Raw genomic sequence first — 26,428 nt, forward strand, 5'->3', positions numbered from 1 at the left:
GAAGGGGTTCGTTCCTCTTGAAACTAATTATCCTTTCACTTGTATATGTTTCTTAACTTCTTCTTCCTGTAAAGCGCGTCCCTTTCTTCGGTTCGATATAGGTTCGAACATTCGCTTGCTCCATCGCGCGAGTACAGCGAGTGTAGTGGCATCCACAAATCGATAGAACAGATGGGCTATCGCGAATATGATGGGTGTCGTGATCAGCACCGTAAGGGCTACGCTAATAGAATACGGGAGCAGTGTATCAAGCTGGTAAAAAATAAAGCTGCCTAAGGAGCAGATGATCGTAAAATGTACGAGATAGAGCGAGAAGGATACTCTTCCTAGGTACGAGAACAGCCTGCGGCTGAATAGCGCCTTCATACGGGATGAATTCAGCAAGGCGATTAGAATTAGGAAGGAACCTAATATATGATAAAACACAAAGAACGAAAACCCTGCCGATGACTTCCACACGAGAACGGAATAGATCGTCCCCTCAATACCCACATAGGGATAGGAACCCAAGTAAAGCCCTACGGTGAGTAGCAAGAGGTTTACCCACGGGCGCTGGATGGAGGCGAGCCAATTCCGGCCGCTATACATCAAGTCACTGAGCAGCATGCCGAGCACAAACCCCAGATAGTACGAATCAATGAACACCCAGACGAGAATCGCATAGATGAAGAACCGAAGCTTAAGTCTCCCCACAAGCAGCAGAAATCCGAAGATCAGGAAGGAACCGAACAACTCATACGTCATGGTCCATAGCACGGGGTTATAAGCGGAGCCATAAGTGAAGAAGGTATGGAACAAGGCCTCTTTGGCCATGAGGAGGAAGCTGGTACTTGCTATAAAAGGATCAGGCATCGAAGATAAGGTTGTGCTGCGAATATCATCGTAGTACCCGAACCCGAAGATCATGATGAGGTAGGCAATTAAAACGGACAGCACGGCAGGCATGGCCAATCGAAAATATCTTCGCAGGGCTGAGGAGTACACAGGGAGAGGATCTTTTGTTCGAAAATAGCGATAGCTTAGCACGTACCCGCTCAAGACAAAAAACAAGCAGACCGAAAAATTACCGTTAAACAACAAGTTGACCGGTGTGCGCGCAGCGAAGCTCTCGAAGGCGAAGTGTTCAATCTCCGGCCTGCCTTCAAAGACAGACGGGGCAAACACTTGAAAAAAGTGAGATACAACCACGACACATGCCGCCAATCCGCGTAAACCGTCTAAATAACCGATTTTGGATGTCATAGCAAGCTCAACTCCTTTATTTAATAAGGAATGATAGGGTTTCAAATATGATAGTTCAAATTGCAAGTGTTGTATAGGATAATTATGGAGAGAGACTGAAAAGAAGTACTGCTCTGATGTGATTTGAGAGGGGATCTTTTTAGCTTGAAATGACGATAAGGGGGTTCGCATCCAATATGAGACCGTTAGATATAGAGAAATTAACGCGTTCAGGGGTCATTTATTTTAACTCGAAGCTCGAGATGCTGGAGGATTTGCATTGCAAGATGTACAAATTGAACAGCCTTCATAGCTTGTGGACCCATTTTCATGATTACTTTCAGATATGGTATGTGTCCAAAGGTGAATTCAAGCATACGGTGAACAGCAGACAATATACCATCACGAAAGGCAGTCTGTTCGTTGTAGCCCCTTTTACATTACACAGCATAAATGTCCTGAGTGATCAAGAGCTAGAGATCATGGGTTGCGAATTTATGCCTGCTTTCATTAACGAGCGATTTGACGATAAGTCGATGGATCCAACGTTTTTCGATGTCGGCTATTTAGAACACTTCTTGCACACCGACTGTACCGCGCAATCGCAGATTGCTTTAGATGGTGTAACGGAAGGAAGAATTCGAAATCTGATGCTAGAAATGCTAAGTGAGTATGAGCGACGTACGCCGTTCTTTCAAATGGTATTGAAAGCTAATCTGATGGTCATGTTATCAATCATCATTCGTCAAGTGAATGGAGACGTAGTCAGAGCCGGCTTTGAGAAATCAGAGAAGTATCGGGACATCATGACCCGAGTCGTGGATCATATTCATAAAAACGTTCATGAGGCTATCAAGTTGGAGCATGTATGTGCCATGTCAAATATGTCGAAGTCGACCTTCTGCAGCTTGTTCAAAGAGTGGACAGGCAAGACCTTCAACCGCTATCTGATTGATCTGCGCATTCTCAATGCCATGACGCTGTTGCAGCGTCCGGTATTATCGGTAACGGATGTGTGTTATGCGACGGGATTTAATGAGTTATCTTATTTTTGCAGAATATTCAAAAAGTACACGGGGATATCCCCCAATCACTTTCGCAAACAAGCGATTCAAAAATAGTGGAAATCATACGATAATCCTATTTTCTAATACGATAGTGAAATGAAGTAAAACGCTTACATGATAACATGTGTTTAATTGATAGCCATTAGCGGATACGAGTCAGAGGGTCGCTATCAGCGGAAGAGGGAGTAAGGGTTCTACGGTTTTGCACGAAATTAGCAAGAATCAAAGGAGGAGCGGGCATGCAAAGAAAACCATGGATATGGGGTCTTGTTCTTATTCTTATGATTTCGATCGTAGCAGGCTGTACCGGAAAAGAAACTCAAAATGCGAACAATCAGACAGACGGTTCAAAGGGCAGTGAATCAACCAAGGGGTCTGTAGAGCTCAACTTCTGGTATGGCTGGACGGGGCCTGAAGCAGCAGCACTTGAGAAAATCATTGCGAAGTGGAATGCAGCGAATCCGGACATCAAGGTGAAAGGCCTGTCGCAGAGTGATTATCAGAAGCAGCTCACCGCGATAACGGGAGGCAATCCGCCGGACATCGCTTCGAATTTCGGGCAGGATGTCGTGCCATGGGGGGAACGTGGCGCCATGATGCCGCTGGATGATTACATCAAGAAAGACGGTGTGGATCTTAAGGATTATATCAAGGCAGCTCTAAGTACTTCCCAAGCGAACGGTAAGACGTATGCGATCCCGATTGCCATGCATACAACCATGCTGTTCTATAACAAAGATGTCTTAGCAAAAGCAGGATTCAACGGTCCTCCGGAAACGATCAGCCAGCTGAAGGAATATATTACGAAGCTAAGCATCAAGGAGAATGGAGGGCGTCTGCAGCAGTTAGGCTTGTGGCCAGGGGTGGATGCGTATACCTTCACCAATGCCTTCGGCGGATCTTATTATGATGCCAATGCCAAGCAGATTACGCCTGACAATGCAGGTGTGAAATCCGCAATCCAGCTGGCCAAAGGCATATGGGATCAATTCGGATCGGAAGAGCTGGATCGCTTCTCATCTGGGCTTGGTCAGTATATGTCCGCCCAGAATCCGTTCTTCACAGGCAAGTATGCGATGACGATCGACGGGGAATGGCTGCCAACCTTCATCAAGCAGTTCGCACCGAACTTGAATTATGGCATCGCTCCGATTCCATATGATGATAATAACCCAAGTCTCAAAAATCCGGGCAACGTCACGACAAGCGTATTCTACATTCCGAAAGGCGTGAAGAACCCCGATGCGTCTTGGAAATTCCTCAAGTGGATTACCGAACCGGAGCAAATGGGAGAATTCACCGCAGCACTTGGGAACCTGCCGACGAGAACATCGCTATTGAACAACGCGATCTACGCCGATGTACCTGGGTTCAAAGAGTTCCTGGCCTATTCGCAAAGTCCAAACCTGCATTCATTCCCTGCAACATCATTTGCGAATGAATATATGACAGAGTTCACGGACCAATATAACGCAATCCTCAGAGGGAAGATCGGTATCGATGAAGGGCTCAAGAAGGTGAAGGATAAGATACAGCCTCTCGTCAAATAGGTTCTTGTGAAAAAGGTGGGTCTAATTCAGCGCGATCCTATCCATGTTGGCTAGGGGGAGCAGAATTAGATCCAGACCCATGAAAGGAGTACGAGTCGATGAAAGACTCTGCATCCATGAAGCTATCCGTTAAGCGAAAGGGTTGGACGAGAAGGGAATGGCACTATTTCTGGCTGGGACTCCTTTTTGCTTCCCCATGGATTATCGGATTTCTGGTCTTTACGGTGTATCCCTTCTTCAGCTCCTTGTACTTCAGCTTGACCGCGTATGATTTGTTCAATCCGCCACAGTGGGTGGGGCTGGATAATTACAAGCAAATTATGACCGACGAAAGGTTCTATAAATCGATCAACAACACTTTATTTATGGCCTTTATTTCGGTGCCGATTTCGCTTGCCAGCTCTTTAATCATTGCGATCATGCTGAACTTCAAGGTAAAAGGCATCAATTATTACCGCACGATTTTCTACCTTCCCGCCGTTATTCCCATCGTTGCGAGTGCGCTGCTCTGGACGTGGATGCTGAATCCAGACTTTGGTCTGATCAACATGTTCCTTCGCGCGGTCGGTCTTCCGGATCCTGCGTGGTTAATGGATCCGCGATACACCAAGCCATCGCTCATTCTCATGGGCTTATGGGGTTCTGGAGCGGGTGCGTTGATTTTTCTCGCAGCCCTTCAGGGGGTGCCGCAGCAGTATTACGAAGCCGCTCAGGTAGATGGCGCGAACGGGTGGCACCGCTTCTGGAAGATTACGATCCCGGCGCTATCGCCGATCATCTTATTCCAGCTCATCATGGGTCTCATCGGTGCGTTTCAGATTTTTACGGAGTCCTATATTCTTGCCGGAGGCAAGTCAGTGAGCGGGTCCATCGGTGGACCGGATCAATCGCTGCTGTTCTATGCCGTCAATCTGTATCAGGAAGCGTTCATGAATCTGAAGATGGGCTACGCTTCAGCACTGGCTTGGATTCTATTTATTATCGTGATGGCCATTACCCTCGTGCTTCTGAAAACGTCCAGGCGATGGGTCTACTATGGAGGTGAATAGCGGATGACGCTTAAGATTCTGCGAACCAAGATCCTGCCGCATACGGTGCTTATCGTATTTTCGGTGTTCTTTCTGTTTCCATTCGTATGGCTCCTATTTACTTCGCTCAAGACGTCGAATGAGATCTTTGCGCTGCCTCCGCGTATTCTACCTGAAGCGTTTCATTGGGAGAATTATAAAGCGGCCTTGGAGACGGTTCCGTTTCCGCGCTATATGTGGAATACGCTGGTTATCTGTGTGATATGCATTATAGGACAGTTGTTCGCTGCACCGCTTGTGGCCTATTCCATCTCACGGATTCCTTGGGTAGGGAGCAAGATTATTTTTGCCATCGTTCTCGCGACGATGATCCTGCCATCTCAAGTGCAAATGATTCCGCAGTACATTATTTTTACGAAGCTGGGCTGGGTTAATACGATCCTGCCGCTGACGATCGGGGCTTTTTTCGGGGCGCCGTTCTATATTTTTCTGCTGCGCCAATTTCTGTTAGGCGTTCCTAAAGAGCTGTCTGAGGCGGCCAAAATTGACGGGGCATCGGAATTCCGCATCTACACGCAGATCATCCTCCCAACATTAAAGCCTGCATTGGCCACGGTAGCACTGTTTACGTTCGTCGGATCGTATACCGATTTCATGGGACCGCTCATCTACCTGAATGATGCTGCAAAATGGACGATAACGGTCGGCCTACAGGGCTTTCAACAGGATCACGGGGCACAGTGGGAGCAGCTGATGGCAGCGTCGACGATTATGGCGATACCGATGATTCTATTGTATTTTTTCGGACAGAAATATTTCATGCAATCCGGTTCTGCGTTTACTGGGTTCAAATAATTGGAGGGACGACTCATGAGTAAGACAATTGTAGCTATCATCGGCTGTGGAACCATTGCGAATAACGCGCACATCCCGGCATACATTGCTAATCCAGATGCCGAGATCAAGTATTTCTGCGATATCCGCAAAGAAAAGGCAGAGAAGGCGGTCGACCAGTATGGCTGCGGGGAAGCAATCGAAGATTATCATGTCATTCTGGAAGACCCGGAAGTTGAAGCGGTCTCGATCTGTACGCCGAACCATGTCCATGCTTCCATCACAATCGATTGCTTACGCGCAGGAAAGCATGTGCTGTGCGAGAAGCCGGCTGCGAGAACGTATGCGGAAGCGCTAGAGATGCAGAAGGTACAGCATGAGAGCGGGAAGACGCTAAATATCGGCGTCGTGAATCGCTTCAATAAAGGGGTCAATATCATAAAGAAGATGATCGACGATGGTGAATTGGGAGAACTGTATCATGTGTACGTTAGCTTCCGTTCGCATCGTTCGATTCCGGGGCTTGGCGGAGATTTCACGACCAAAGCTGTCGCAGGCGGCGGAGCGCTGATTGATTGGGGTGTGCATTTTCTCGATATCGTCATGTATTGTGCAGGTGATCCAGAACCGAAGACGGTTACGGGACAGACGTATTCCAAGCTGGGCCAGGATATGCAGAATTACGCCTATCTCAATATGTGGGCAGGTCCTCCGAATTATGAGGGTACGTACGATGTCGATGATTTCGTCACCGCGATGATTCGAACGGAAGGACCTTCGATTACGATGAACGGCGCATGGGCGCAAAATATCGGCGTCGATGAGATGTATATTGATTTTCTGGGCGACAAAGCAGGCATCCGGCTGCAGTACGGTTCAGATTTTACGGTCTATAGCGCGAAGCATGGCGCGTTGCTGGAGAGTACGCCGAAGTTCACGAAGAGCGATATGTTCCAGAACGAAATCGACAGTTTTCTCGCTTGTATCAAGTCAGGTGAAAAAATGCCGTCACACATTGACTACGTCATTTTATCCTCCAAGATCATTGAGGCCATCTATCAATCTTCCGACCATGGGGAGGAAATATCATTCATGAAGCAAGGAGCCGTCCAATGAAGAAGATTGGCTTTATCGATTATTATCTAGATGAATGGCATGCGAATCAGTATCCGGACTGGATTCGGAGCGCGTCCGGCGGAAGCATGGAGGTTGCTTACGCATACGGCATGAAGGATGCCGAGCAAGGAATGAGTAACGCAGCATGGTGTGAGCGCCATGGCGTCACGTTGTTACCTACGGTTGAAGCCGTTGTGGAGCAGAGCGATTACTTGATTGTGTTATCTCCCGATCACCCGGAGCAGCATGAAGCACTAGCTGAGCTTCCGTTAGCTTCTGGGAAACCGACGTATATCGATAAGACCTTTGCCCCGGATCGGGCAACGGCGTTACGATTGTTCGAGCGGGCTGCGCAGCATGACACGCCGCTATATTCTTCATCAGCGCTTCGCTTTGCGACGGAGTATGTCGAGGCAGAACGCAAGGGAGTCCGTGTTGTCTCCAGCTGGGGACCAGGGTCCTTCGACAACTATTCGATCCACCAGCTTGAGCCCATCGTGTCTCTGATGGGAACGGAAGCGAAGCGAGTGATGTTCATCGGAACTGAGGTTGCTCCAGCCTTGATGATCGAATTCTCAGATGGCAGACAGGCAACCATACAGCATCCAGGTCCAGGATGTCCATTTACGATGGCTGTAAATTACGATTCGGGGGATTGCAGCGTACTACGGCCGGAATCGGATTTTTTTCAATTGTTCATACGTGATCTGGTCGCTTTCTTCGAGACGGGACGCGTGACTGTCCCTACGGCAGAGACAATTTCTATTATTACAATCATTGAATATGGCCGCATCGCAGCACAACGCCCTTATCAGTGGATTGATTTACCGTGATTCCTTGGAGTTGAGAGGTATCTGCAGGGGGATATTCGAAATATCGAAAATAAAAAAGGGAGATTGAAAGTCTGGAGAGGCTTTCAATCTTCCTTTTTTTCGTTATGAAGCAACAGTGTTATCCACTGAAAACAGCGGTATGATATATAGTAGAATCGCCGTTTTGGGTGTTAAGTCTCAAGATAAGAACGTGTGTTTCTGTTATTATGAGTGGTATAAATGAAATATTTGGAAGACTGATGGGTTAGATGCTCCTGAAATTAGAGATGGAGGAATCGTCTATGAAATTGTACATAACGGTTAAAAGCTTGGGTAAACGTAAAAATGTACTGACAAGGCTTGGAATAGAGCTTCCGGTCATTCCGAGAACGCTGAGAGAGCTCATTACCGAAGTTGTTATCTTGAATGTGCAAAAGCTAACCGAGAAGCAGCAGAGTACTGCGCTGATTCCATTCTTAACGGGAACGGAGATTGAGGAGCGCGTAGAGAGTGGAAAGGTAGGATTCGGCTCGGTGTATAACGAACAAAGTCCTGATCTTACCCAAGCAATCGAGACCGCATTATTAGCTTTTGAAGATGGGCTATATAAAGTATTTATTCGTGAAGAAGAGAATAGTCATTTGGAATCGCCGCTTAAGCTTACGGAAGAGGATGAGATTGTATTTATAAGATTCACAATGTTAGCTGGAAGCCAATGGTGAAGGGAGACAAGGAATGATGGACAAGCAGGAACGAAAGAAGCGTTATTATGCATCATTACAAGAGAGAGCTGAGAGGATAGATCCTCAGCTTTCTCCATTAGCGAAGTTAGTGGTTGAGTTGGGTCAAATGATACGTGTGGATCAGGATCATCATATTTTTTTGAAATGCGAAGAGATATTGCATTCACTCGCTGCGGGGAATAACGATCAATTATTCGAGCCACTGGTGAACGTTGTGAAGCAACTTACGAATGAGTACACGGGAGAAGTCTTGGCATATATTGCTGCTCATGCAACGGAATATCCATATAGTACAGGATACGCACGCAGACCTTTTCGTACATCGGAATGGAGTGCCCACATGGGCCAAGTGATTAACAAGATGAGTTCGCTCATTTCTATGGATTGTTATGAATTTGCTATTATCGATTATTTGACGTTATCGGACTATCCGTTGAAGCAGGATTATGAGTTGGCACAGACGATCAGTGACGTTATTGCTTATGAGTTAGATCGTAACAATACAGAAGTACTTGCGGCACTCAAGGAAATTGTATATGGAGATAACCAAACGGCGTTACTTACTCACGGTATGATCAAAGGGATATTTATGAGTCATCATGAGGAATTGTACGTCATGATGGGCGAGCTATTGGCTGCTTCACGGTTGCAAGAGGGGCTTCGACAATCCATTGTGGAACGAATGGACGAGGGGACGTTGACAGCGAACCTGTACATGCTGAAGGTTATCGTTGACCAAGGATTTATTCGCTATAGTTCTGTCGTGAGAGCGCTTGGCGTATGGACAGGTATGGGACTAGAATCAGCAAATCAGCGTGTAGCCGGGCAGCTTATTGAAGGAGCTTATCAATCTCTGAATGATGAATCCGTACGTGAGTCCTGGTTGTCTAGTAATCATGCGAATCATGTCTATTTAAGCTTATGGGCCACATCGGTAATTGAAGAACGTGATTTATTTAGTAGAATTGAGTATTTGATGGAGCACGGAGAGCTGTATCAGAAGATTATTGCACAGTATGTACTCGCGAACAGTGAGAATAAAGATGTTCGTTATGGAATTGCACGACAATACTTAGATGCTGCGGACTCAGAATTACAGTATTGGATTTTATCCAACTATAGTTATGATTACACACGTGTATGGCAAAGAGAGAATGATAATGCGCCAAGTATTACGTTTGAACGTATCCCTCTTCTAGAGAAGAAGGAGGAGCGTCAACGTGAATTTGAACAGCTCAAGGCGATGTTCTTTGCCGGTACGCACAAAGAGATATCTGCTCCTTCCAAAGTGTTGGATTTTGCACATGTTCATTACACGCCAGACCTCCCTATTCGCAAAATGCTTTACCTTACAGCGTATGACATGGATAGCGAATGGGTCGCCCAAATCATTGCCTTGAAGGATCGGTTAAGTGCGGATATGCGTGGAGAGCTGTTATCTCATTTCATGCAGGATATGGATCATTCCATACAGCGTGAATTCATATTTGCCTCTTTATCAGACAAGAGCATGAGTAACCGCGAGAAGGCACTCGAGAAGGCGAAAAAATTGACGTTATCGGACGAAGAGTTGATGCTGGTGGAAGGTTTGTTGAAGTTGAAGACAGGCTCCTTACGCCAAAGTGCTATCGAGCTGCTGTTGCGTCAGCCCAAGGACAGTCTGACAGTCTCACTAACTAGGCTATTGCAAGGTAAGAGTGAATTGCAGAGACTGGCGGCGCTGGAGACGATTGTTGAGATTTTTGAGGATAATGAACGTGCGGAGCAGTATGAAGTCTTGAGTTCGCTGCCTAAATTAATTGAGAATCCCACACATAAGGAACAGCAGTTGATAGGGAGGCTTAGTCAAAAAAGTGAATATACAGCAGCAAATGGCTTCGGTCTATTCGATCCGAAGGTGATCGAGCCTTGGCTTACAGAAACTCCGATAATAGGAGAGTTCGAATGGAGGCATATTTTCAGTATGTCGACGGAAGATGTGATCCGTTTTCTCTCTGGGCTGGAGCAAGAAATTCATAATCATCGTGATTATGAGTATGAGGTAGAGTATTACTCTGGTTACAAGGATACGCTGCTGTTGGGTATAGATTTAAGAAGGATTCTTCCATTTCAAGAGGATGAGGACGGTTCAGCTGAGCTTACGAAATATCCGCTGCATGAGGTTTGGAGAGATTACTTAGAGCGCAGCAATCTAAGAGCATCTGAATTACTTCAGATCTATTTCTATTCGATACTAGACCCGCTTGATCAGACGTTGAACCATTATTATCGATATTTCTCTGATGAGAGGGATTACTATGAGCTCGAGAAGCATACGCTGCTAGAAGGTTCGCGTAAGGAGTTTGCGGAGCAGGTGTATCCTATTACTCAAATTCAAGAGATTAAAGATGCGCTCAAAGGATTTAAGTATAGTAGTCAGATCCGTAACCTGCTTTTTGCTTATTTTATGGATAGTGATAAAAGCTCAACATTTGATTTATCGATAAATGCCTTAATTGCTGTGATGCAAGCGATGCCTAAAGAGAAAGTATCCAAAGAGTGGGGAATATTGAAGCTCTTAGTGAATCCATGGTTCTCCATGGCGCGTAGTCGAATGTATGATGATGACAGCTTTAAGCGAATGTTCCATACTTTCTACACATTTAATATCATGAATCCGAATGAGAAAGCTTCGGTACTTGACCTTAAGGATTACTTACGTGCTTTTGAAGCGGGGATGATCGGTACAGGGGAAGTATATCGGGAATTAGTAGGCAGTCAAGACAGTCGCAATCATATGCGCAATATTACATCTAAACGATATGATTGGATCGATCATAAGCCTGAGTTAGTTGCGATTCGGGAGACGGTTGTAGAGCGAATTCTAGATGTGGAGCTCGAACGTGGTGACCTAGCAACTGAAGTAACACCTCTGGCCATGGGGCTGGAGCGGATCGAGGGTATGGAGCATTTTATTCATATATTATCCGGGCTGCAGCAGGAAACCTTCATCCGTGGCTATATCTATGGATATGGGGATAGTATTACGAAGAAGGAATCTTTCAGTCATCTGCTTAAGATCAGTTATCCACGTAAAGGTGAAGACGAGACACGCTTGAAACAAATGTTAGAAGGTTTTGATATTTCGGAGAAAAGGCTGCTAGAGGCAGCTATGTATGCCCCTCAGTGGTTAGATATAGTATCAAAGTATTTGAATTGGGATGGGCTGCGCAGTGCAGCTTGGTATTTCCATGCGCATATTAACGAAGGCTTCTCCGCCGAGAAAGAAACGGTTGTCGCGCATTATTCACCGATTTCAGCACAGGACTTTAATGATGGTGCCTTTGATATAAGGTGGTTTAAAGAAGCTTATGATACGCTCGGAGAGAAGCGATTCGACTTATTGTACGATTGTGCTAAATATATATCGGCTGGAGCTAATCACCGAAGATCACAGCTGTTCGCAGATGCGACATTGGGGAAGCTTGATATCATCGAAATACAGAAGTCTGTAGAAGAGAAACGAAATAAGGATCACTTGCTCAGCTATAGCCTTATTCCACTAGCTAACCATCGTGAGCAAGATATTCGTGAACGCTATGATTTCATCCAGCGTTTTCTAGCGCAGAGTAAGAAATTTGGCGCTCAGCGTCGGGCGAGTGAAGGAATGACTTCGCAAATTGCACTAGGCAACTTGGCGAGAAATGCCGGATATGGAGATGTAATTCGGCTGATGTGGGATATGGAAGCACGAAAGCTGGACGATATGCAATCATATTTCCAGCCATATAAGCTAGATGAGGAGACGTCGGTACAGCTTCTTATTGATGAAGAAGGACAATCAGAGATTGGCATTACCCGAAAAGGTAAAGAGCTGAAAGCCATCCCGGCTAAGTATAAGAAGGATGAATATATTTCCGCATTGAAAGAAATGAAGTCAGAACTAACAGATCAGTACCGGAGAGCCCGCAAGGAGCTAGAACGCTCCATGGAAGCAGGGAATATATTCACTTTACAGGAATTGAAGGGGTTATCAGGGAATCCAGTAATCACACCTCTATTGCGGACGTTGGTATTTAAGTCGGGAGAGGTATTGGGATACTTCGATGCAGCTGCAGGTGGGCTAATCGATCCAGCGGGTAACTTCATGCTTATAGGGGATGCAGAAGAACTCCTTATTGCGCACCCCCTACATTTATACGAAAGCGGTCATTGGAGTCAGTATCAGAAGGACTTGTTCGATCGTCAACTTCGGCAACCATTTAAGCAGGTGTTCCGTGAGTTGTATGTTCCGAATGCAGATGAGCAGGCTCAGGGTACGGTTTCTCGCAGATATGCTGGGCACCAAGTGCAGCCAAGAAAAACGGTCTCCTTGCTTAAAGGCAGGCAGTGGACAGTTAGTTATGAAGAGGGTCTGCAGAAGGTGTACTACGCTGAGAATTTGATTGCGAACCTCTATGCGATGGCGGATTGGTTCTCTCCTTCGGAGATGGAAGCACCTACGCTGGAAACCGTTCAATTCTTGGATCGGAACACGTATAAGAGCGTCACCTTGGATAAGGTTCCTCCCATTTTATTCTCAGAAGTGATGCGCGACATCGATTTAGTCGTGAGTGTCGCTCATGTTGGCGGCGTCGATCCAGAAGCCAGTCTGACAACGATTGAGATGCGGAGCGTGATTGTCCAAGAGTCACTGCGTCTATTGAAGATTGATAATGTTCGCTTAGAGGGTAATTATGCTCGAATTGAAGGTGCCCTTGGCGAGTATGGAGTACATTTAGGCAGTGGCATGGTTTACAGACAAGCTACAGGAGCTATGCATATCATTCCTGTACATTCACAGCATAGGGGTCGTATATTCTTACCCTTTATTGATGAAGATCCGAAGACAGCAGAAATTCTGTCGAAGATCGTGATGTTGGCCGAGGATAAGAAGATTAAAGATCCGCAAATTCTAATGCAATTACAAGCGTGAGGGAGAGAAAGCTAGTTGTTCATTTTAAGGGGATAGCCTGTTTATGGGTTATCCTTTTTCATGAGTTGACATTCAGAAGGGAGTTCTATTATTGCGTTATGACATTGAAATTGCGTGCGCATCTTATTTGACACTTCACGAACAAAAGCTACGGATCAAGTCGTTTTTAATAGATTATTTTGGCACAGCTCACTTCTTTCTTGTTGAAACGGGCTTTTCTATAACAGCCGTACAAGAGGAAACTGCTTTTTTGGAGTGGATGAATACAGGCAGACCGGATCGAACGACGAAAGAATTGTTTCTTTTTGAATGGGCGGAGCAAGAGAGAGGGAGTGGGCATTTCCTATTGAAATGCAGCTTTTTCAATCGTTTGGAAGATAATAGCAGGCGGAAGCAATTCGAGAAAATAGTTTTGCAAATGAAAGAACATATGGGGCATCCCACCTTAACACTTCATATCGATCAAAGAGAAAAATACATCGATGTACGGCAATTTCATCATCGTGCTGATGGGAAAATTGGCTATGCTTTGCTTCCTTATGCAGAAGATGAGCAGGGACGTTGGCGTGAAAATTTGGGTGTTGGCTTATGGATTTATCGTGAGGATTTTCATCTTTTATATGAAGGAATCAAGGCGGTATATCCGCGTAAGGGGGCAGACTTTGAGGATTTTGATGACACGGGCATGAATTTTATTCGTAAGCCGGAATGGCAAATGATCCTGAAGCATTGGACGCAACTTGCAATCCATAACCCATCGAGCGCTGAATTTATAGATTATGTAAGTCGGTGGGTGATTGCAACGCTAGAGCAAGTGGACGAAATTGCGATTGAAGGGAACTTGTAATTTGCCGATCCCGTTTATTATAAGGAGGAAAGAGAATTGAATCCGAAAAGAATATTGCTTACAAAACCGAGCAAAAATTATAAAAATTATATTCATTTGATGATCACAGAGACTTCGTCAGATCTACATATTTTAAATATCGTGAAAGGCCGGTTAACATTACGTAAGAAAACCACGAATGCGGTGTATAAACAATATCCAATGGAAGAAGCGGTTCATCAGCTTGAGCAGTTGTCGTTGGAATACCAAGCGAAAGGATATATCGAAGAGCCTGAATCGATTCTAGATACGATTATTATTCCTGAGGATAATGTGTTAGATAAAGCGAAGTGGCATTATGAAGGGGATTTCCCGAAGGATGTAACAAAAGATGCTGCGTACACAGCTACGGGTATGTTCATCACTTGGTTAATTAAAAATAATGGGTTTACAGAGGAAATAGAGCAACATTTCGCTACTGAAATAGAGAAAGTAAAGAAGAAGCAGCTTACTGGTGCTGAATTCTATCGGAAATGTCTGGATGGCGTGTTTTCAACCCAAGAACTTGCGGATGAGATTAAACCATTCGTGAATGAATATTTGAATATTCAAAAGGATATTTATACAGCCGAAGACTATGTCCGTACCTTTCAAGGCGTTGGACTATTTTATCATGTTGCTAATACGTGGGAAAATTATGACTTGATTGAACCTGTGATTGAACAACGTTTTCAAGAATTTTGGGAGAGAACATTAAAGATATAGGATGATTCAATAGAAAAGCTCTTTTGTAGAAGGATGAGGAATATGAGTCGATATGTTTTTCGAACGTCAGGCTCTCCACTTTTGTTCATGCCTGCCAGGTTCATTCTCCGTTCACATGCTTGTGATACGCTCTCCCATGAAAGTCGAGAGTTAGTTCTCACAAATATGCTGAATGGTGGAGGCTTATCATGTCATCGTCTATAAGGAAGATATCTTGCAAAATGATTTTACTGGCGTTAGTGGTCGTTTCGGTTGGGGCGAATTGGTTAGGGGCTCAGACGCCCGCATCGGCATCGGCTCCCACTTCTACATTGCAATCTGCGCATACCGAGGGAGCGGCGGCGGACTTGAACGATGCAGCTGGGCTAACCGCATTCATGGATGGTATCATGAAAGTGCAAATGGACAATTTCAAAATTCCAGGCGCGATCATCTCGATCGTCAAGGATGGAAAAATCCTATTCGGTAAAGGGTACGGCCATTCCAACATCGAAAAGGGCACGCTAGTCGATCCTGAGACCAGCCTGTTTCGGATTGCTTCGACTACAAAGCTGTTCACTTGGACGGCCGTCATACAATTGGTTGAGCAGGGCAAGATCGATCTCGACGCAGATGTTAATACCTATTTAAAAACCGTGAAAATACCAAAAACCTATCCGCAACCGGTTACGATGCGCCACCTGATGACCCATACCGCTGGGTTTGAAGAGGGGGGCGTCGGGTATCAAATCACCACGGATCCGAAGAAGCTGCCGGTGTCGATTTCAGAGACGCTTGCCAAGCATATGCCGGCGATTGTTCGGCCCCCGGGCGAGATGATGTCTTATTCCAACTATGGCACCGCGCTCGCGGGACTCATCGTCGAGGAAGTTAGCGGCGTCTCTTACAATGACTATATACAGAAGAACATCTTCAATCCGCTCGGAATGAAATATGCTACGGTTCAGGAGCCGATTCCGGCCTCTCTAGAGCCCTATGCAATGCTAGGCTATGCCAGGGAGAACGGTACATTCGTAGCCAAACCACCTACGTTCGAGGGCGGTTTCCGCCCTGCTGGATCAGGGGCCGTATCAGCGAACGATATGGCTCATTTCATGATCGCCCATCTTCAGGATGGACGTTATGGTGACCAACACATTCTCAAGGCAGAGACGACCAGATGGATGCATTCGCCAGCGTTCCAGTTTGACAAGCGTTTACCCGCCATGGACCTTGGCTTTATTGAGAAAAGGATGAATGGACTGCGCGTGATTTCCCATGGAGGCGCCGACACGCTGTTCACGACGGAGCTTTATCTTGTACCCGATAAACAAATCGGCATTTTCGTATCCCATAGCGGAGGAGACGGAGGAGCCGCAGCGGCAGGGTTATTGCAAGCCTTTTTCGATCGTTACTTTCCGGCGCAAGCAGTGGAGCGACCTCCGGTGTCCGCCGAACTTGAGCATGCCGTGCAGAAATACGCCGGTTCCTATCAATTCACACGCCGTAACCACACGGATATCGATAAGTTTTTCAGTTTCCTGTCCCAGATCAGCATTACGGCTTCGGATAATAAACTTTCCATTGGGAGCGGGGCAGAACAGCAAGTATTCGCTCCGATCGGACCGGATTTGTTCCAAGAAGTCGGAGGCATGCACCAGATCGGATTCCGCACCGATGCGTCGGGAAAGGTCACCCATCTGCTGCTGGATATTCTCCCAGATATGCCGCTAGAACCCACGCCGCTGACCGATCAATCCACGTTTTGGTTTCCCTTGCTCGGCATCTCGGCTGTTCTGTTCATTACGGCATTGACGGGGTTCGCGTATCGCCGGCGTGCAATTAAAGCGATGCCGAAAGCGCAGAAGTGGGCTGTCCGGCTGTCGGCGGTTACTGCCGCATGGGCGCTAGCGACCTGTTTCGCAACGTTCGTCGTGGTGTTGAACATGGATTTGCTGGATCGACTTAGCCGCATTCCGCAATCGCTAAATTTATATCTTTTCATGCCGATTATACTTGTAGGATTGACTGCTGCCCTAGTTGCTTATAGCGTAATGGTATGGAAAAACAAGTACTGGACGGTGCTGAAGCGCGTGCATTACACGCTTGTGGCGTTATCGGCGGTGGTCATGAGTCTGTTCTTCTATCACTGGAATCTATTGGGATGGCAGTTCGGTTGAAGCAACAATCCGCCCATTCGGGTGGAATACGATAGAGATTGGAGGCGTACATGCGCATGGCTAAAATCCTTATCGCGGATGACGATACGCATATTCGCGAGCTGATCACGTTATTTTTACGGAATGAAGGATTCGAGCTATTGGAAGCAAAGGACGGTGCGGAAGCGTTGGCGATCGTGGAAAATGCGCAAATCGATCTAGTGATCCTGGACATTATGATGCCCCACATCGACGGTTGGGAATTGTGCTCGGAGATCAGGCGTATCGATTCGAATATTCCGATCTTGATGGTCACGGCCAAGGGAGAAGCGGGGCATAAGGTGAAAGGGTTTCAACTCGGAACGGACGATTACTTAACCAAGCCGTTCAATCCGGTGGAGCTTGTGATGCGAGTCAAAGCATTGCTGAAACGTTATATGATTGTCGCTTCACAGACTATACAGCTTGGCGGCATTGTGCTGAATCGCCGTAACTATCAAGTGATTCGGGGAGATGAGACACTCAATCTGCCGTTAAAAGAGTTCGAGCTTCTGTTCAAGCTGGCTAGCCATCCAGGGCAGATCTTTACCCGGGACCAGCTGATCTTGCATATCTGGGGCAAAAATTATGATGGCGTTGACCGAACCGTTGATGTTCACATTAAGCGTCTAAGGGAGAGGTTTGTCGGCGATACGCAGCATTTCCAAATTGAAACGGCCCGCAGTCTGGGATACCGGTTAGTGATTACATGATCAAAACCCTATACGTTCGTATCATTTGCACATTTCTGGCCGTCATTATCTTCAGCCTGCTGTCTTCTATCTTTATAGGGCTCTTTCTATTCCAGAAAGAAATAGACCATACAGGACAGAACGATATGATTGCCGTCGGAGAGGAAATGATACGTCTCTATGAACAAACAAGACCCGATGATCGGGATGCGTTCATCCAGCACATGGTGAAGATATCCGCCTATCCGATTCATATGTATGACGCATCCGGCAACGTAACTTTCTATGGTTTAGACGATACGGATAAACTCGAAATCCCACCGGAAGCGGTTCGGCAGGTGCTTCAGGGACAATATTATCGTTCTCCCGGTGAGGTAGATCAAACGTTCATCGGCCTTCCCTTTCCATTCGAAGGGGAGACGCATGCGATGTTTATGCAGTTTTCCCCACAGAACGAAAACCTCGTGAACCGGATGATGCTGCTTGTATTGCTGCTCGGCCTGTTAATTGGCAGCCTATGCATTCTCATTGCGGCCAGGTATTTGGTGAAACCGATCCAAGCCTTGACACAAGCGACCAAAAGACTTGCGAAGGGCGATTTCAACGTGGAAATTATAACGAAACGAGCGGACGAGATGGGAGCTTTGACGCAAAGCTTTAATGAGATGGCGTGCGAGCTGAAACAATTGGAGCAGATGAGGCAGGATTTCGTCTCGAATGTCTCTCATGAAATTCAAACCCCGCTTACGTCGATTTCAGGTTTTGCTATGGCGATGAAGCATAGCCATTTGGTCGCAGAAGGCGATCGGAGTTATTACCTCGATATTATTATCGCGGAGAGCGGGCGATTATCCAGACTTAGTGATAATTTGCTGAAGCTCGCGTCCCTTGATTCGGAACATCATCCATTCGAAGCGATGACGTATAACATCGATGAACAGATCAGGCAAATCGTCGTGACTTGCGAGCCCCAATGGTCGGCCAAGGGCATTCGCGTCGAGTTAGAACTTACGGACGCTGTCAACATAACGGCAGATCAGGACCAGCTTAACCAAGTATGGATGAATTTACTCGGCAACAGCATCAAGTTTACCCCCGAGGGCGGGCATATCGAAATACGCATGACCCGTTCGGAGCATGAAATCATCGTCTCCATAACCGATTCGGGGGTTGGAATTGCACCGGAGCAGCTCGAATATGTGTTCGAGCGGTTTTACAAAACGGACCGATCGCGGAACCGCAGCATCGGAGGAAATGGCCTAGGGCTTGCCATCGCGAAGAAAATCGTGACGCTTCATCAGGGAAGTATCGAGATGAAAAGTCAGGTGGGCCAAGGTACGACTGTGGTTGTTCGTTTGCCTATTCGATAGCGGTAAGGCGGTTGACGTTACCTTTGTTGAAATATGAGATCCGTTAAATATAGATTTTTGAATTCAATCATGAAAATACGGTTACTATCTGCCGGATCTGTGGTAAAATAGCGAAGGACAATAACCCATACACAAACAATTGGAGAAGTAGGGAACGTATGAAAGCCCTGCTTCTTTTTAATTTGGAGTTGTTAGGTGCAAGATATAACCATAAGGAGATCAGGAATGCCAACGATTATTGCAAAGCCGTTCGATCATGAAATGCAGAGATGTTTAAGTGAAATCACATCTGCTTATCATGCAGGGGAATTGAGTACGAAGGAACCATCGGAATTACCGGCGGAGATCTATATCATTGAGGCTGAGGATACGATGGTTGGATACGGCGTCGTGTGGGAATACGATAATGGGAAGCAGCTCATCCAGAAGGCGGAGCAAGATTATTTTAGCGCCGATGAGAAGTATTTAGAGAAGGACTTCTATATTGATATCAAAAATAAGAAGGACTTTGTCTTTATCGAAGCCCTGGATGTGCTCAAAGAATTTGAAAACAAAGGGTACGCAGCTTCCTTCGTGAACTGGCTCAAAGCGAAGTATCCAAGCAAAAAAATGTATGTCTATACCCTGGATAAATCGCGGAATTTTTGGTTTAAGCAAAATTTTGAGGTTTTGGGAAGTACACCGTGGATGACCTATAATTAGAGTAAAGATAGGAATCACAAACAAATAAATTAAATCTAGGAGTGATCATCTGAGAAAGCAAAAGCCCATGTCATTTGACGATCTGTTGAAAGAATTACAAGGACAAAAGTCGGTAGAAGAAGAGCAAAGAGAGGCGTCGCTTGAAGCATTGTTCAAAGAATCGTTCATGCGCGAACATTCTCGTTGTCAAAGTTTTGAGGAGTTTCTTGCGAAGGGGAACTTTCAAGTAAGCACGCGGGAAGATATCGATAACCTGCCTGAAGAGCTGTTCGATCGCCATGTTGCAAGAGAGACGGATTTCCCGAATTGGACATCCATGCTGAATACAGCGACTTCGGCACATAACGGCAGAGCGTAAGGCGAATTTGAATGCAGTGTAAGAATATGAAGAGGGCCTGGGGTTAACAACACTCCGTGCTTTCGTAGATGAGGTCAGCCAGATCATTCTGGTTGGCCTTTTTGTATGATAAGTTTAGAAAAATACCGATTTCTACGCTACTCCTATGATCTTTTTATCTCCGTTGTACCATGCTATGATGATAATTAAGTAAAAATATAGAAACATAGTGGAGAATAACCAATGAATCGACCAAGGAAAATACTCGTGATTGAGGATGAAAAAGATATTTCGCGTGTTTTAAAAGATTACTTAACAAATAACGGATATGAGGTTTTTGTGGCAGAGAACGGCCAGGAAGGCTTGAAACTAATAGATACCTTGTCTCCCGATTTTATTATTCTGGATATCATGCTTCCGGATATGGACGGGATTGAGCTTTGTCGCCAAACTCGCGAGGCATACAACACGCCGATTCTTATATTAAGCGCTAGAGGCAGCGATACGGATAAGGTGCTTGGACTCGGATTTGGGGCTGATGACTATATGACGAAGCCGTTTTCTCTCAGTGAGCTCGTTGCTAGAATCAACGCCCATTTGCGGAGAGAGAGCATGGATAGTAGACCCAAGCACGATGAATTGCTGCAGTTTGGGAGCCTGATCATTGATAAGAAAGCCTACAAGGTAACTATAGAAGGTGAAGAAATATCGTTATCGGCGAAAGAATTTGAACTGTTGTATTACTTATCCAAGCATAAAAATCAAGTGTTCTCGAAAAGCCAACTATTAGATGCGATATGGGGATACGACACGTATGGAGATGAAAGTACTATAACCGTCTATATTCGAAGATTACGAGAGAAGCTGGAGTCCGACCCCTCCAATCCAACGTATATCAAAACGGTATGGGGCGTTGGCTATAAATTCAGCTTAGATTAAGTCTGGGGATGGAGAATTCCATGTATGTAAGCAGTTGGTTAAAAAAGTGGATTAGCGCAATAGGAATATGTCTAGTCATCGTGATCGGGTGTGGTGCGTACATGCTGTGGAGCGGGAAAGAGGCACAGGTCTACACGAATGATGTCATGAATCAAGTGCGTATCCAGGTTAACGATATGTTGTTATTTCTTGAAGAAAATCATAGAGCGATGGCTAGCGATGCGTCGATGCGGGAGACCTTGCGGAAAATGAGCGAAAATAAGGGTGTAAGCCTTTTGTTTTCAGAGTTAGACGGCAAGGTTATTTTTCATTCTTCCCCTAAGAAGTCAATTCAGACCATCGATGTGAAGACTTCGCTTCATTATGATGTATATCGATCTAGCTTAGATCACGATTTTTTCAAAATGGCCTTTCCTGTCATCAGCCAAGAAACGCAAGCACAAATCGGAAATGCTATTTTTACAGTGCCGGCAGCACGGGTCATTCATGAACAATCGCATGATATCCCCTTCTTTCCTTTTGTCCTGATGATATTATGTGTACTGATGTTCCTTCTCCTGCTATGGCTTCTTAGAAATAAAATCAACAAGGATACCATCCGGCCTATACATAAATTAAAAGACTATTCGGAAGCCATCTTGAAAGGGGATTATGAGCATAAAGCGGAGTATGGGCGCATGGATGAAATCGGAGAAGTCTACGCCATGTTCGACCAAATGAGGCTGGAAATTATGCATCTGAGCAAACGAAGAGATGAGCAGGATAAAGCGCAGAAAGAGCTGATTTCGAATCTATCCCATGAACTCAAGACGCCTCTTACAACGGTACAAGCCTATCTAGAAGCCATACGTGCAGGCATTTGTCCGGATATGAATTCGGTGATGGAATATGTTCAAGTGATGCAGACCAACACACACAAAATGACCGTGCTAGTGGATGATCTGCTCCTGCATGCATTAAGAGAATTGGAGCAAATTTCAGTCTGCCTAACAGAGCAGTATAGTAAAGATATCCTGTCACAGATGATTATGCCGATAGGTCATTCCGTTCGTACGGCTGGGATTACATTTATCGCGCCTGCAGTGATCCCGAATGTGCTAATCAACGTGGACGCCAACAGACTGGAACAGGTCATCTCCAATTTGATTGCGAATGCCTTGAAGCATACGTCCCCAGGAGATTCCATCCGAATTGGCATGGAACAGGAGCTGGATCAGTTAACCGTCACGATCGCAGATACAGGGAAAGGGATTCTTCCGCAGGATATGCCGTTTATTTTTGAACGTTATTTTAAAGGACAGGTGAACAACCATTCCGGTAAACAACAAAATGGGGGCTCAGGATTGGGCTTGTCCATATGCAAATATATCATTGAAGCGCACGAGGGCTCGATTTCATTCAAAAGTATACCAGGGCGGGGAACCACTTTTTATTTTTCCATTCCACTATGCTAATCCACGCTGTAATACTTTATTAATAAATTGATAAGCAGCCTGCAAGAAATGCCCTTTACAATGACGAATATACTGAAATTGCAGGAGGGCATTAGTGAATGACAGCCAAAAAAACGGAGATCCATGCAACAAACCTCTGTAAAACCTATTCTACCAGTAGCGAACAATACCATGCCATTCGAAATCTGGATATCGAAATTTACCAAGGGGACTTTACGGTCATCATGGGGAATTCCGGTTCCGGAAAATCTACATTGCTCTATCTTCTTAGCGGACTGGACAGCGTGACGGCAGGAGAGGTGTATTATCAAGAACAACGCATTGATACGTATAGCGAAAAGGAAATGGCAGACTTCAGGGCACGGCGAATTGGATTTATTTATCAAGGTATCAATTTGGTGCCTGATCTCACTTTTTTGGAAAATATCGCATTGCCAGGCTATATCGCCGGCAATAAGAAAAATGAAGTAAAGGAAAAGGCACTTTCGCTGATGGAAGCTGTGAAAATCGAGAACCTATACAATCGCTTGCCAGCGCAAGCTTCAGGGGGACAGCAGCAGCGGGCAGCCATTGCAAGAGCGCTGATTAATGCGCCGGAGATCATTTTTGCCGATGAGCCGACAGGCAGTTTGAATTATGACCAAGGCGTCGCGATATTGGATATTTTGACGACCATGAATCGGCAGGGGCAATCCGTCGTTATGGTTACGCATGATATCAAAGCGGCTTGCCGAGCCGATCGGCTCATTTTTATTCGAGACGGCAAAATTGGCGGCATTCTAGAATTTGATAAATACCAATCAGACAATGACGATATTCAGAACAGAGAAAATATTATATTTTCGTATGTTTCAGGAAAGGAGTAACACGCGATGAATGCGGTGTGGACTCTTTTTCGATCGAACCTAAGAACAAAGAAGGTACAAAACGTACTTACAACGGTGCTCATTCTGTTATCTACGTTACTGCTGGCAACCGCCATGATTGTCATCTCAAATACGCAAAATTTGTTCTCAGACATGCATAGCCAAACCAACGGTTCTCATCAAATGTTGATGTTAGAAAATGGCTTGCATGATCCGAAATCAGTTAAGCAGTGGTGGGATGTGCAGCAGGGGGTTACGGCATCCGAGATGATACCGTATCGTAATTTATCCGGAATCACCCATCACGGCAAGGAAATGAATAATATTTATATGTTCATGATGGACACGCCCCAGCTTCCCATTACGGTTGATAAGCTGATCGGGGCGCAGGGGAATGTCGGAAGCGCGCCCGAGGCCGGAACCATCTGGATACCAACTTCGCTTTCGTATTCCAATGGAATTGCAGTAGGCGATACAGTAGGCTTTAAAACAGGCAAGAGCACATTTGAGTTGAAGGTAGCGGCTGTTGTCGTAGATATGCCTTTTGGAGCTCCTTTTACAAGAAACGCTCGCATCTGGATGAATACGCAGGATTATAAGGAGCTGCTTCAACCATTACAGGGTAAAGACAAGTACATGATGGGGCTTCGGTTTGATAATTACGATACAAACACACAATATTGGGAGCGCTTCGAGCAGCAGCTCAGAACCCCATACCTTGAATCTAAAATGGAGTTCGAATCGATATCCTCATTCTATTTGATCATGAATAAAGTGATCGGATTCGTTATGATTTTCCTCGGAGCTGTTATGCTGCTTGTGGCTCTATTCACGATTGGGTTCACGATTTCCGACGCCATACTAGCTAATTACCGAACGATTGGGGTGCTGAAATCTTGTGGGTTATCTTCCTTCGGAATCATTGGAACCTACATAGCGCAATATGCATTTCTTTCGATCATCGGGATCATCCCCGGGTTAATTTCCAGCCAATTTTTATCTAAAGTAATTGTGGAGAGCTCGTTGTCATCGTTGAAAACAAACCGTTCAGAGCTATCGGTGCAAGGGGATTTTACGGCTATCATAGTGGGAGTTTCTGTACTCGCCCTAGTCATTCTATGTGTGTTGTTCTATGCCAATAAAGCCCGTTCCGTACAGCCCGTGCAAGCGATCCGATATGGCATGTCTGAATTGGACAGCAACAAATCGACAAGGCGTTTACGTTGGAATGGGCATCACCCGGTTGGATTCGATCGTCTTCCCGTTACGTTCGTCATTGGTCTGCGTAACCTGCTGAAAAATGTGAAAGGTTCTATTCTCACGTTGCTTCTTACCGTGATAACATCTGCCGTGCTTGTATTCGGATTTGTGTTTTTATTTAGCATTCATTCGATTCAACAAACGGCGCCATCATGGGGATATGACAATTCACATATTGCGGTAGATGTCTTTAATAAAGCAGCTTTATCACACACTCATTTTGAAGAAGATATGCTGTCCGATCCAAGAATCAAAAATTTTGGATGGATTGGGGAGGCGACGGGCGTGATTCCGTCAGAACCATCCGAGCGTCCCGGCATTTCGGATACGCCATCCATGAATGTACATCTCGGTGTTGCTGATGGGAGCTATGATGATTTGGGGTATACCACATTAAAAGGGAACAACCCCCGTCTTGCGAACGAAATCGCTATTGGTGTCAACGTATCCAAGAAGCTTAACAAAGATGTTGGTGATATGATCACGGTATACATCAATGGAAAAAAGCATTCGCTCCTCGTTACGGGCATTTATCAAGCCATCGCCAACATGTCCTATTCCGCAAGAATAACGGCCGATGTGTTCAAGGAGGATCATCTGGATTACAGTAATGCAGCAATATGTCTTATCAACCTGCATGATAGTGGTCTATCTGATCAAGTGGCAAAGGATATCAATAGGAAATATAAAGAGGCACTCTCTGCAGTAACACAGAAAGCCCTATTGGATTCCGTATATAAGGAGGCCGTCGACCTGCTTATCATGCCAATGAGCATCATGGGATTATTATTTATTGTGGTCACCTGCATCATTATTTACATCACTTGTCGCATTACGATAAGAAAAGAAAGCAAAACCTATGGCATTTACAAATCGCTCGGCTTGACATCGAATAGGATTAGAGCCTCCTTAACCCAAGGGATCGTTGCCTTATCCGTTATCGGCGCGTTACTAGGCATAGGCGTCGGAGTATACGTCCTGCCTATGCTGCTGGAGAATATACTATCCTATTATGGGATCTTGGAAGTGCCTCTTATTATGCATTGGGGCGGTATTATGGCAGCTGCCTTCGCAAGCATCGTATCGACTGGAATAGGTTCTTGGCTATCATCCAGAGTCATCGCCAAAACATCCCCCCGTATATTGGTGATTGAGTAAAGCGGCTATTCAACATGTTGTAGAGCTTAGCAGAGGAGAATTTCCATAGAGCATTCGTAGAGCTTTATGGAAGCATGTCGTCACGATTTGATCCTGAAGCTGTATTGATGGGTGCTTCACGTATGGGGGAAATCGAGTCAATAATCCATATACAATCAATTGGAGAAGTAGGGAACGAATGGACACCCTGCTTCTTTTTTTTGAGACGAAATGCGTGACATAGAACAATAAGAGGGATTTTGTCTTTATCGAAGTATTGAATCTCCTGAAAGAATTTATCTATCATTTGTGTAATATTGTATTTTTTTATAAATCTCATAACCGTAAGTGTCTGGATCTATGCGATTGAACAATTGAATACGATTTATATTGCCAGACTGATCATTGTATTGGACAACGACGTTTGATAGCATAGGCGTTTCATCATTTATTGAATATTTAATAATGTTAAATAACCGTCTATCACCCCATATCCAGTCTATCCTCACATGGGCATGATTTCCAGCTTGTCCCATACTTGAAGAAAGACTTTTAGCTGATAGATTCTCAAAATTGTT

The 26,428-nt window shown here is 45.4% G+C and carries 20 protein-coding genes; 19 read left to right on the plus strand and 1 reads right to left on the minus strand.

All coding sequences use genetic code 11. The features are described 5' to 3' along the window. Positions 1-27: 27 nt before the first annotated feature. On the minus strand, positions 28-1,242 hold the full coding sequence (locus tag BVG16_RS24025; protein WP_078501745.1) for an acyltransferase family protein: 1,215 nt from the start codon (positions 1,240-1,242) through the stop codon (positions 28-30). Positions 1,243-1,418: 176 nt separating this feature from the next. Here BVG16_RS24025 and BVG16_RS24030 point away from each other — a divergent pair, with 176 nt between their 5' ends. From BVG16_RS24030 to BVG16_RS24120, 19 genes are all read left to right on the plus strand, one after another. Then, complete coding sequence (locus BVG16_RS24030; protein WP_078501746.1) at positions 1,419-2,342, plus strand: AraC family transcriptional regulator; 924 nt, start codon at positions 1,419-1,421, stop codon at positions 2,340-2,342. Between the two features lie 185 nt (positions 2,343-2,527). After that, complete coding sequence (locus BVG16_RS24035) at positions 2,528-3,838, plus strand: ABC transporter substrate-binding protein (RefSeq protein ID WP_078501747.1); 1,311 nt, start codon at positions 2,528-2,530, stop codon at positions 3,836-3,838. Between the two features lie 98 nt (positions 3,839-3,936). Beyond that, on the plus strand, positions 3,937-4,887 hold the full coding sequence (locus BVG16_RS24040) for a carbohydrate ABC transporter permease (RefSeq protein ID WP_408635378.1): 951 nt from the start codon (positions 3,937-3,939) through the stop codon (positions 4,885-4,887). Positions 4,888-4,890: 3 nt separating this feature from the next. After that, positions 4,891-5,721 carry a carbohydrate ABC transporter permease gene (locus BVG16_RS24045; RefSeq protein ID WP_078501748.1) on the plus strand — a complete coding sequence of 277 codons (831 nt, stop codon included), beginning with the start codon at positions 4,891-4,893 and terminating at the stop codon, positions 5,719-5,721. A 15-nt stretch (positions 5,722-5,736) separates the two neighbouring features. Further along, the gene (locus BVG16_RS24050) at positions 5,737-6,816 is read left to right on the plus strand and encodes a Gfo/Idh/MocA family protein (RefSeq protein WP_078501749.1); all 1,080 of its coding nucleotides are present in this window, start codon (positions 5,737-5,739) and stop codon (positions 6,814-6,816) included. Continuing rightward, on the plus strand, positions 6,813-7,649 hold the full coding sequence (locus BVG16_RS24055) for a Gfo/Idh/MocA family oxidoreductase (RefSeq protein WP_078501750.1): 837 nt from the start codon (positions 6,813-6,815) through the stop codon (positions 7,647-7,649). The genes BVG16_RS24050 and BVG16_RS24055 overlap by 4 nt, the downstream gene beginning before the upstream one ends. Positions 7,650-7,930: 281 nt before the next feature. Then, on the plus strand, positions 7,931-8,350 hold the full coding sequence (locus BVG16_RS24060) for a hypothetical protein (RefSeq protein ID WP_078501751.1): 420 nt from the start codon (positions 7,931-7,933) through the stop codon (positions 8,348-8,350). A 16-nt stretch (positions 8,351-8,366) separates the two neighbouring features. Next, positions 8,367-13,325 carry a DUF4132 domain-containing protein gene (locus BVG16_RS24065; RefSeq protein WP_078501752.1) on the plus strand — a complete coding sequence of 1,653 codons (4,959 nt, stop codon included), beginning with the start codon at positions 8,367-8,369 and terminating at the stop codon, positions 13,323-13,325. Positions 13,326-13,416: 91 nt separating this feature from the next. Next, complete coding sequence (locus BVG16_RS24070) at positions 13,417-14,172, plus strand: hypothetical protein (RefSeq protein WP_078501753.1); 756 nt, start codon at positions 13,417-13,419, stop codon at positions 14,170-14,172. Between the two features lie 36 nt (positions 14,173-14,208). Then, a complete protein-coding gene (locus tag BVG16_RS24075; protein ID WP_078501754.1) occupies positions 14,209-14,916 on the plus strand; it encodes a DUF7832 domain-containing protein in 708 nt (235 codons plus the stop codon). A 188-nt stretch (positions 14,917-15,104) separates the two neighbouring features. Further along, entirely contained in the window at positions 15,105-17,075 is a 1,971-nt protein-coding gene (locus BVG16_RS24080; protein WP_198957528.1) for a serine hydrolase domain-containing protein, read from the plus strand. A gap of 56 nt (positions 17,076-17,131) precedes the next feature. Then, complete coding sequence (locus BVG16_RS24085) at positions 17,132-17,806, plus strand: response regulator transcription factor (RefSeq protein WP_078501908.1); 675 nt, start codon at positions 17,132-17,134, stop codon at positions 17,804-17,806. Next, a complete protein-coding gene (locus BVG16_RS24090) occupies positions 17,803-19,155 on the plus strand; it encodes a HAMP domain-containing sensor histidine kinase (RefSeq protein WP_078501755.1) in 1,353 nt (450 codons plus the stop codon). Before BVG16_RS24085 ends, BVG16_RS24090 begins: the two co-directional genes overlap by 4 nt. 225 nt (positions 19,156-19,380) lie before the next feature. Then, positions 19,381-19,857: a GNAT family protein gene (locus BVG16_RS24095; RefSeq protein ID WP_078501756.1), complete on the plus strand. Its 477-nt coding sequence runs from the start codon at positions 19,381-19,383 to the stop codon at positions 19,855-19,857. A 67-nt stretch (positions 19,858-19,924) separates the two neighbouring features. Then, positions 19,925-20,215, plus strand: coding sequence for a hypothetical protein (locus BVG16_RS24100; protein WP_078501757.1), 291 nt, complete (start codon positions 19,925-19,927; stop codon positions 20,213-20,215). A 222-nt stretch (positions 20,216-20,437) separates the two neighbouring features. After that, positions 20,438-21,133 carry a response regulator transcription factor gene (locus BVG16_RS24105; RefSeq protein WP_078501758.1) on the plus strand — a complete coding sequence of 232 codons (696 nt, stop codon included), beginning with the start codon at positions 20,438-20,440 and terminating at the stop codon, positions 21,131-21,133. A gap of 20 nt (positions 21,134-21,153) precedes the next feature. After that, positions 21,154-22,587: a sensor histidine kinase gene (locus BVG16_RS24110; protein WP_158081774.1), complete on the plus strand. Its 1,434-nt coding sequence runs from the start codon at positions 21,154-21,156 to the stop codon at positions 22,585-22,587. Positions 22,588-22,685: 98 nt separating this feature from the next. Continuing rightward, positions 22,686-23,453 (plus strand): ABC transporter ATP-binding protein, encoded by a 768-nt coding sequence (locus BVG16_RS24115; protein WP_078501760.1) that lies wholly within the window; start codon positions 22,686-22,688, stop codon positions 23,451-23,453. A gap of 6 nt (positions 23,454-23,459) precedes the next feature. Next, entirely contained in the window at positions 23,460-25,871 is a 2,412-nt protein-coding gene (locus BVG16_RS24120) for an ABC transporter permease (RefSeq protein WP_078501761.1), read from the plus strand. Positions 25,872-26,428: the final 557 nt, after the last annotated feature.

This window comes from Paenibacillus selenitireducens (genome assembly GCF_002021565.1).
GTDB lineage: Bacteria > Bacillota > Bacilli > Paenibacillales > Paenibacillaceae > Paenibacillus_K > Paenibacillus_K selenitireducens.

Bases quoted from the DNA above. Each gene is read 5' to 3' on its own strand.
- BVG16_RS24085 (WP_078501908.1), top strand. From the start codon at position 17,132: ATGGCTAAAATCCTTATCGCGGATGACGATACGCATATTCGCGAGCTG.
- BVG16_RS24120 (WP_078501761.1), top strand. From the start codon at position 23,460: ATGAATGCGGTGTGGACTCTTTTTCGATCGAACCTAAGAACAAAGAAG.
- BVG16_RS24065 (WP_078501752.1), top strand. From the start codon at position 8,367: ATGGACAAGCAGGAACGAAAGAAGCGTTATTATGCATCATTACAAGAG.
- BVG16_RS24060 (WP_078501751.1), top strand. From the start codon at position 7,931: ATGAAATTGTACATAACGGTTAAAAGCTTGGGTAAACGTAAAAATGTA.
- BVG16_RS24035 (WP_078501747.1), top strand. From the start codon at position 2,528: ATGCAAAGAAAACCATGGATATGGGGTCTTGTTCTTATTCTTATGATT.
- BVG16_RS24040 (WP_408635378.1), top strand. From the start codon at position 3,937: ATGAAAGACTCTGCATCCATGAAGCTATCCGTTAAGCGAAAGGGTTGG.
- BVG16_RS24030 (WP_078501746.1), top strand. From the start codon at position 1,419: ATGAGACCGTTAGATATAGAGAAATTAACGCGTTCAGGGGTCATTTAT.
- BVG16_RS24090 (WP_078501755.1), top strand. From the start codon at position 17,803: ATGATCAAAACCCTATACGTTCGTATCATTTGCACATTTCTGGCCGTC.
- BVG16_RS24115 (WP_078501760.1), top strand. From the start codon at position 22,686: ATGACAGCCAAAAAAACGGAGATCCATGCAACAAACCTCTGTAAAACC.
- BVG16_RS24100 (WP_078501757.1), top strand. From the start codon at position 19,925: ATGTCATTTGACGATCTGTTGAAAGAATTACAAGGACAAAAGTCGGTA.
- BVG16_RS24055 (WP_078501750.1), top strand. From the start codon at position 6,813: ATGAAGAAGATTGGCTTTATCGATTATTATCTAGATGAATGGCATGCG.
- BVG16_RS24095 (WP_078501756.1), top strand. From the start codon at position 19,381: ATGCCAACGATTATTGCAAAGCCGTTCGATCATGAAATGCAGAGATGT.
- BVG16_RS24105 (WP_078501758.1), top strand. From the start codon at position 20,438: ATGAATCGACCAAGGAAAATACTCGTGATTGAGGATGAAAAAGATATT.
- BVG16_RS24045 (WP_078501748.1), top strand. From the start codon at position 4,891: ATGACGCTTAAGATTCTGCGAACCAAGATCCTGCCGCATACGGTGCTT.
- BVG16_RS24025 (WP_078501745.1), bottom strand. From the start codon at position 1,242: ATGACATCCAAAATCGGTTATTTAGACGGTTTACGCGGATTGGCGGCA.
- BVG16_RS24080 (WP_198957528.1), top strand. From the start codon at position 15,105: ATGTCATCGTCTATAAGGAAGATATCTTGCAAAATGATTTTACTGGCG.
- BVG16_RS24050 (WP_078501749.1), top strand. From the start codon at position 5,737: ATGAGTAAGACAATTGTAGCTATCATCGGCTGTGGAACCATTGCGAAT.
- BVG16_RS24110 (WP_158081774.1), top strand. From the start codon at position 21,154: ATGTATGTAAGCAGTTGGTTAAAAAAGTGGATTAGCGCAATAGGAATA.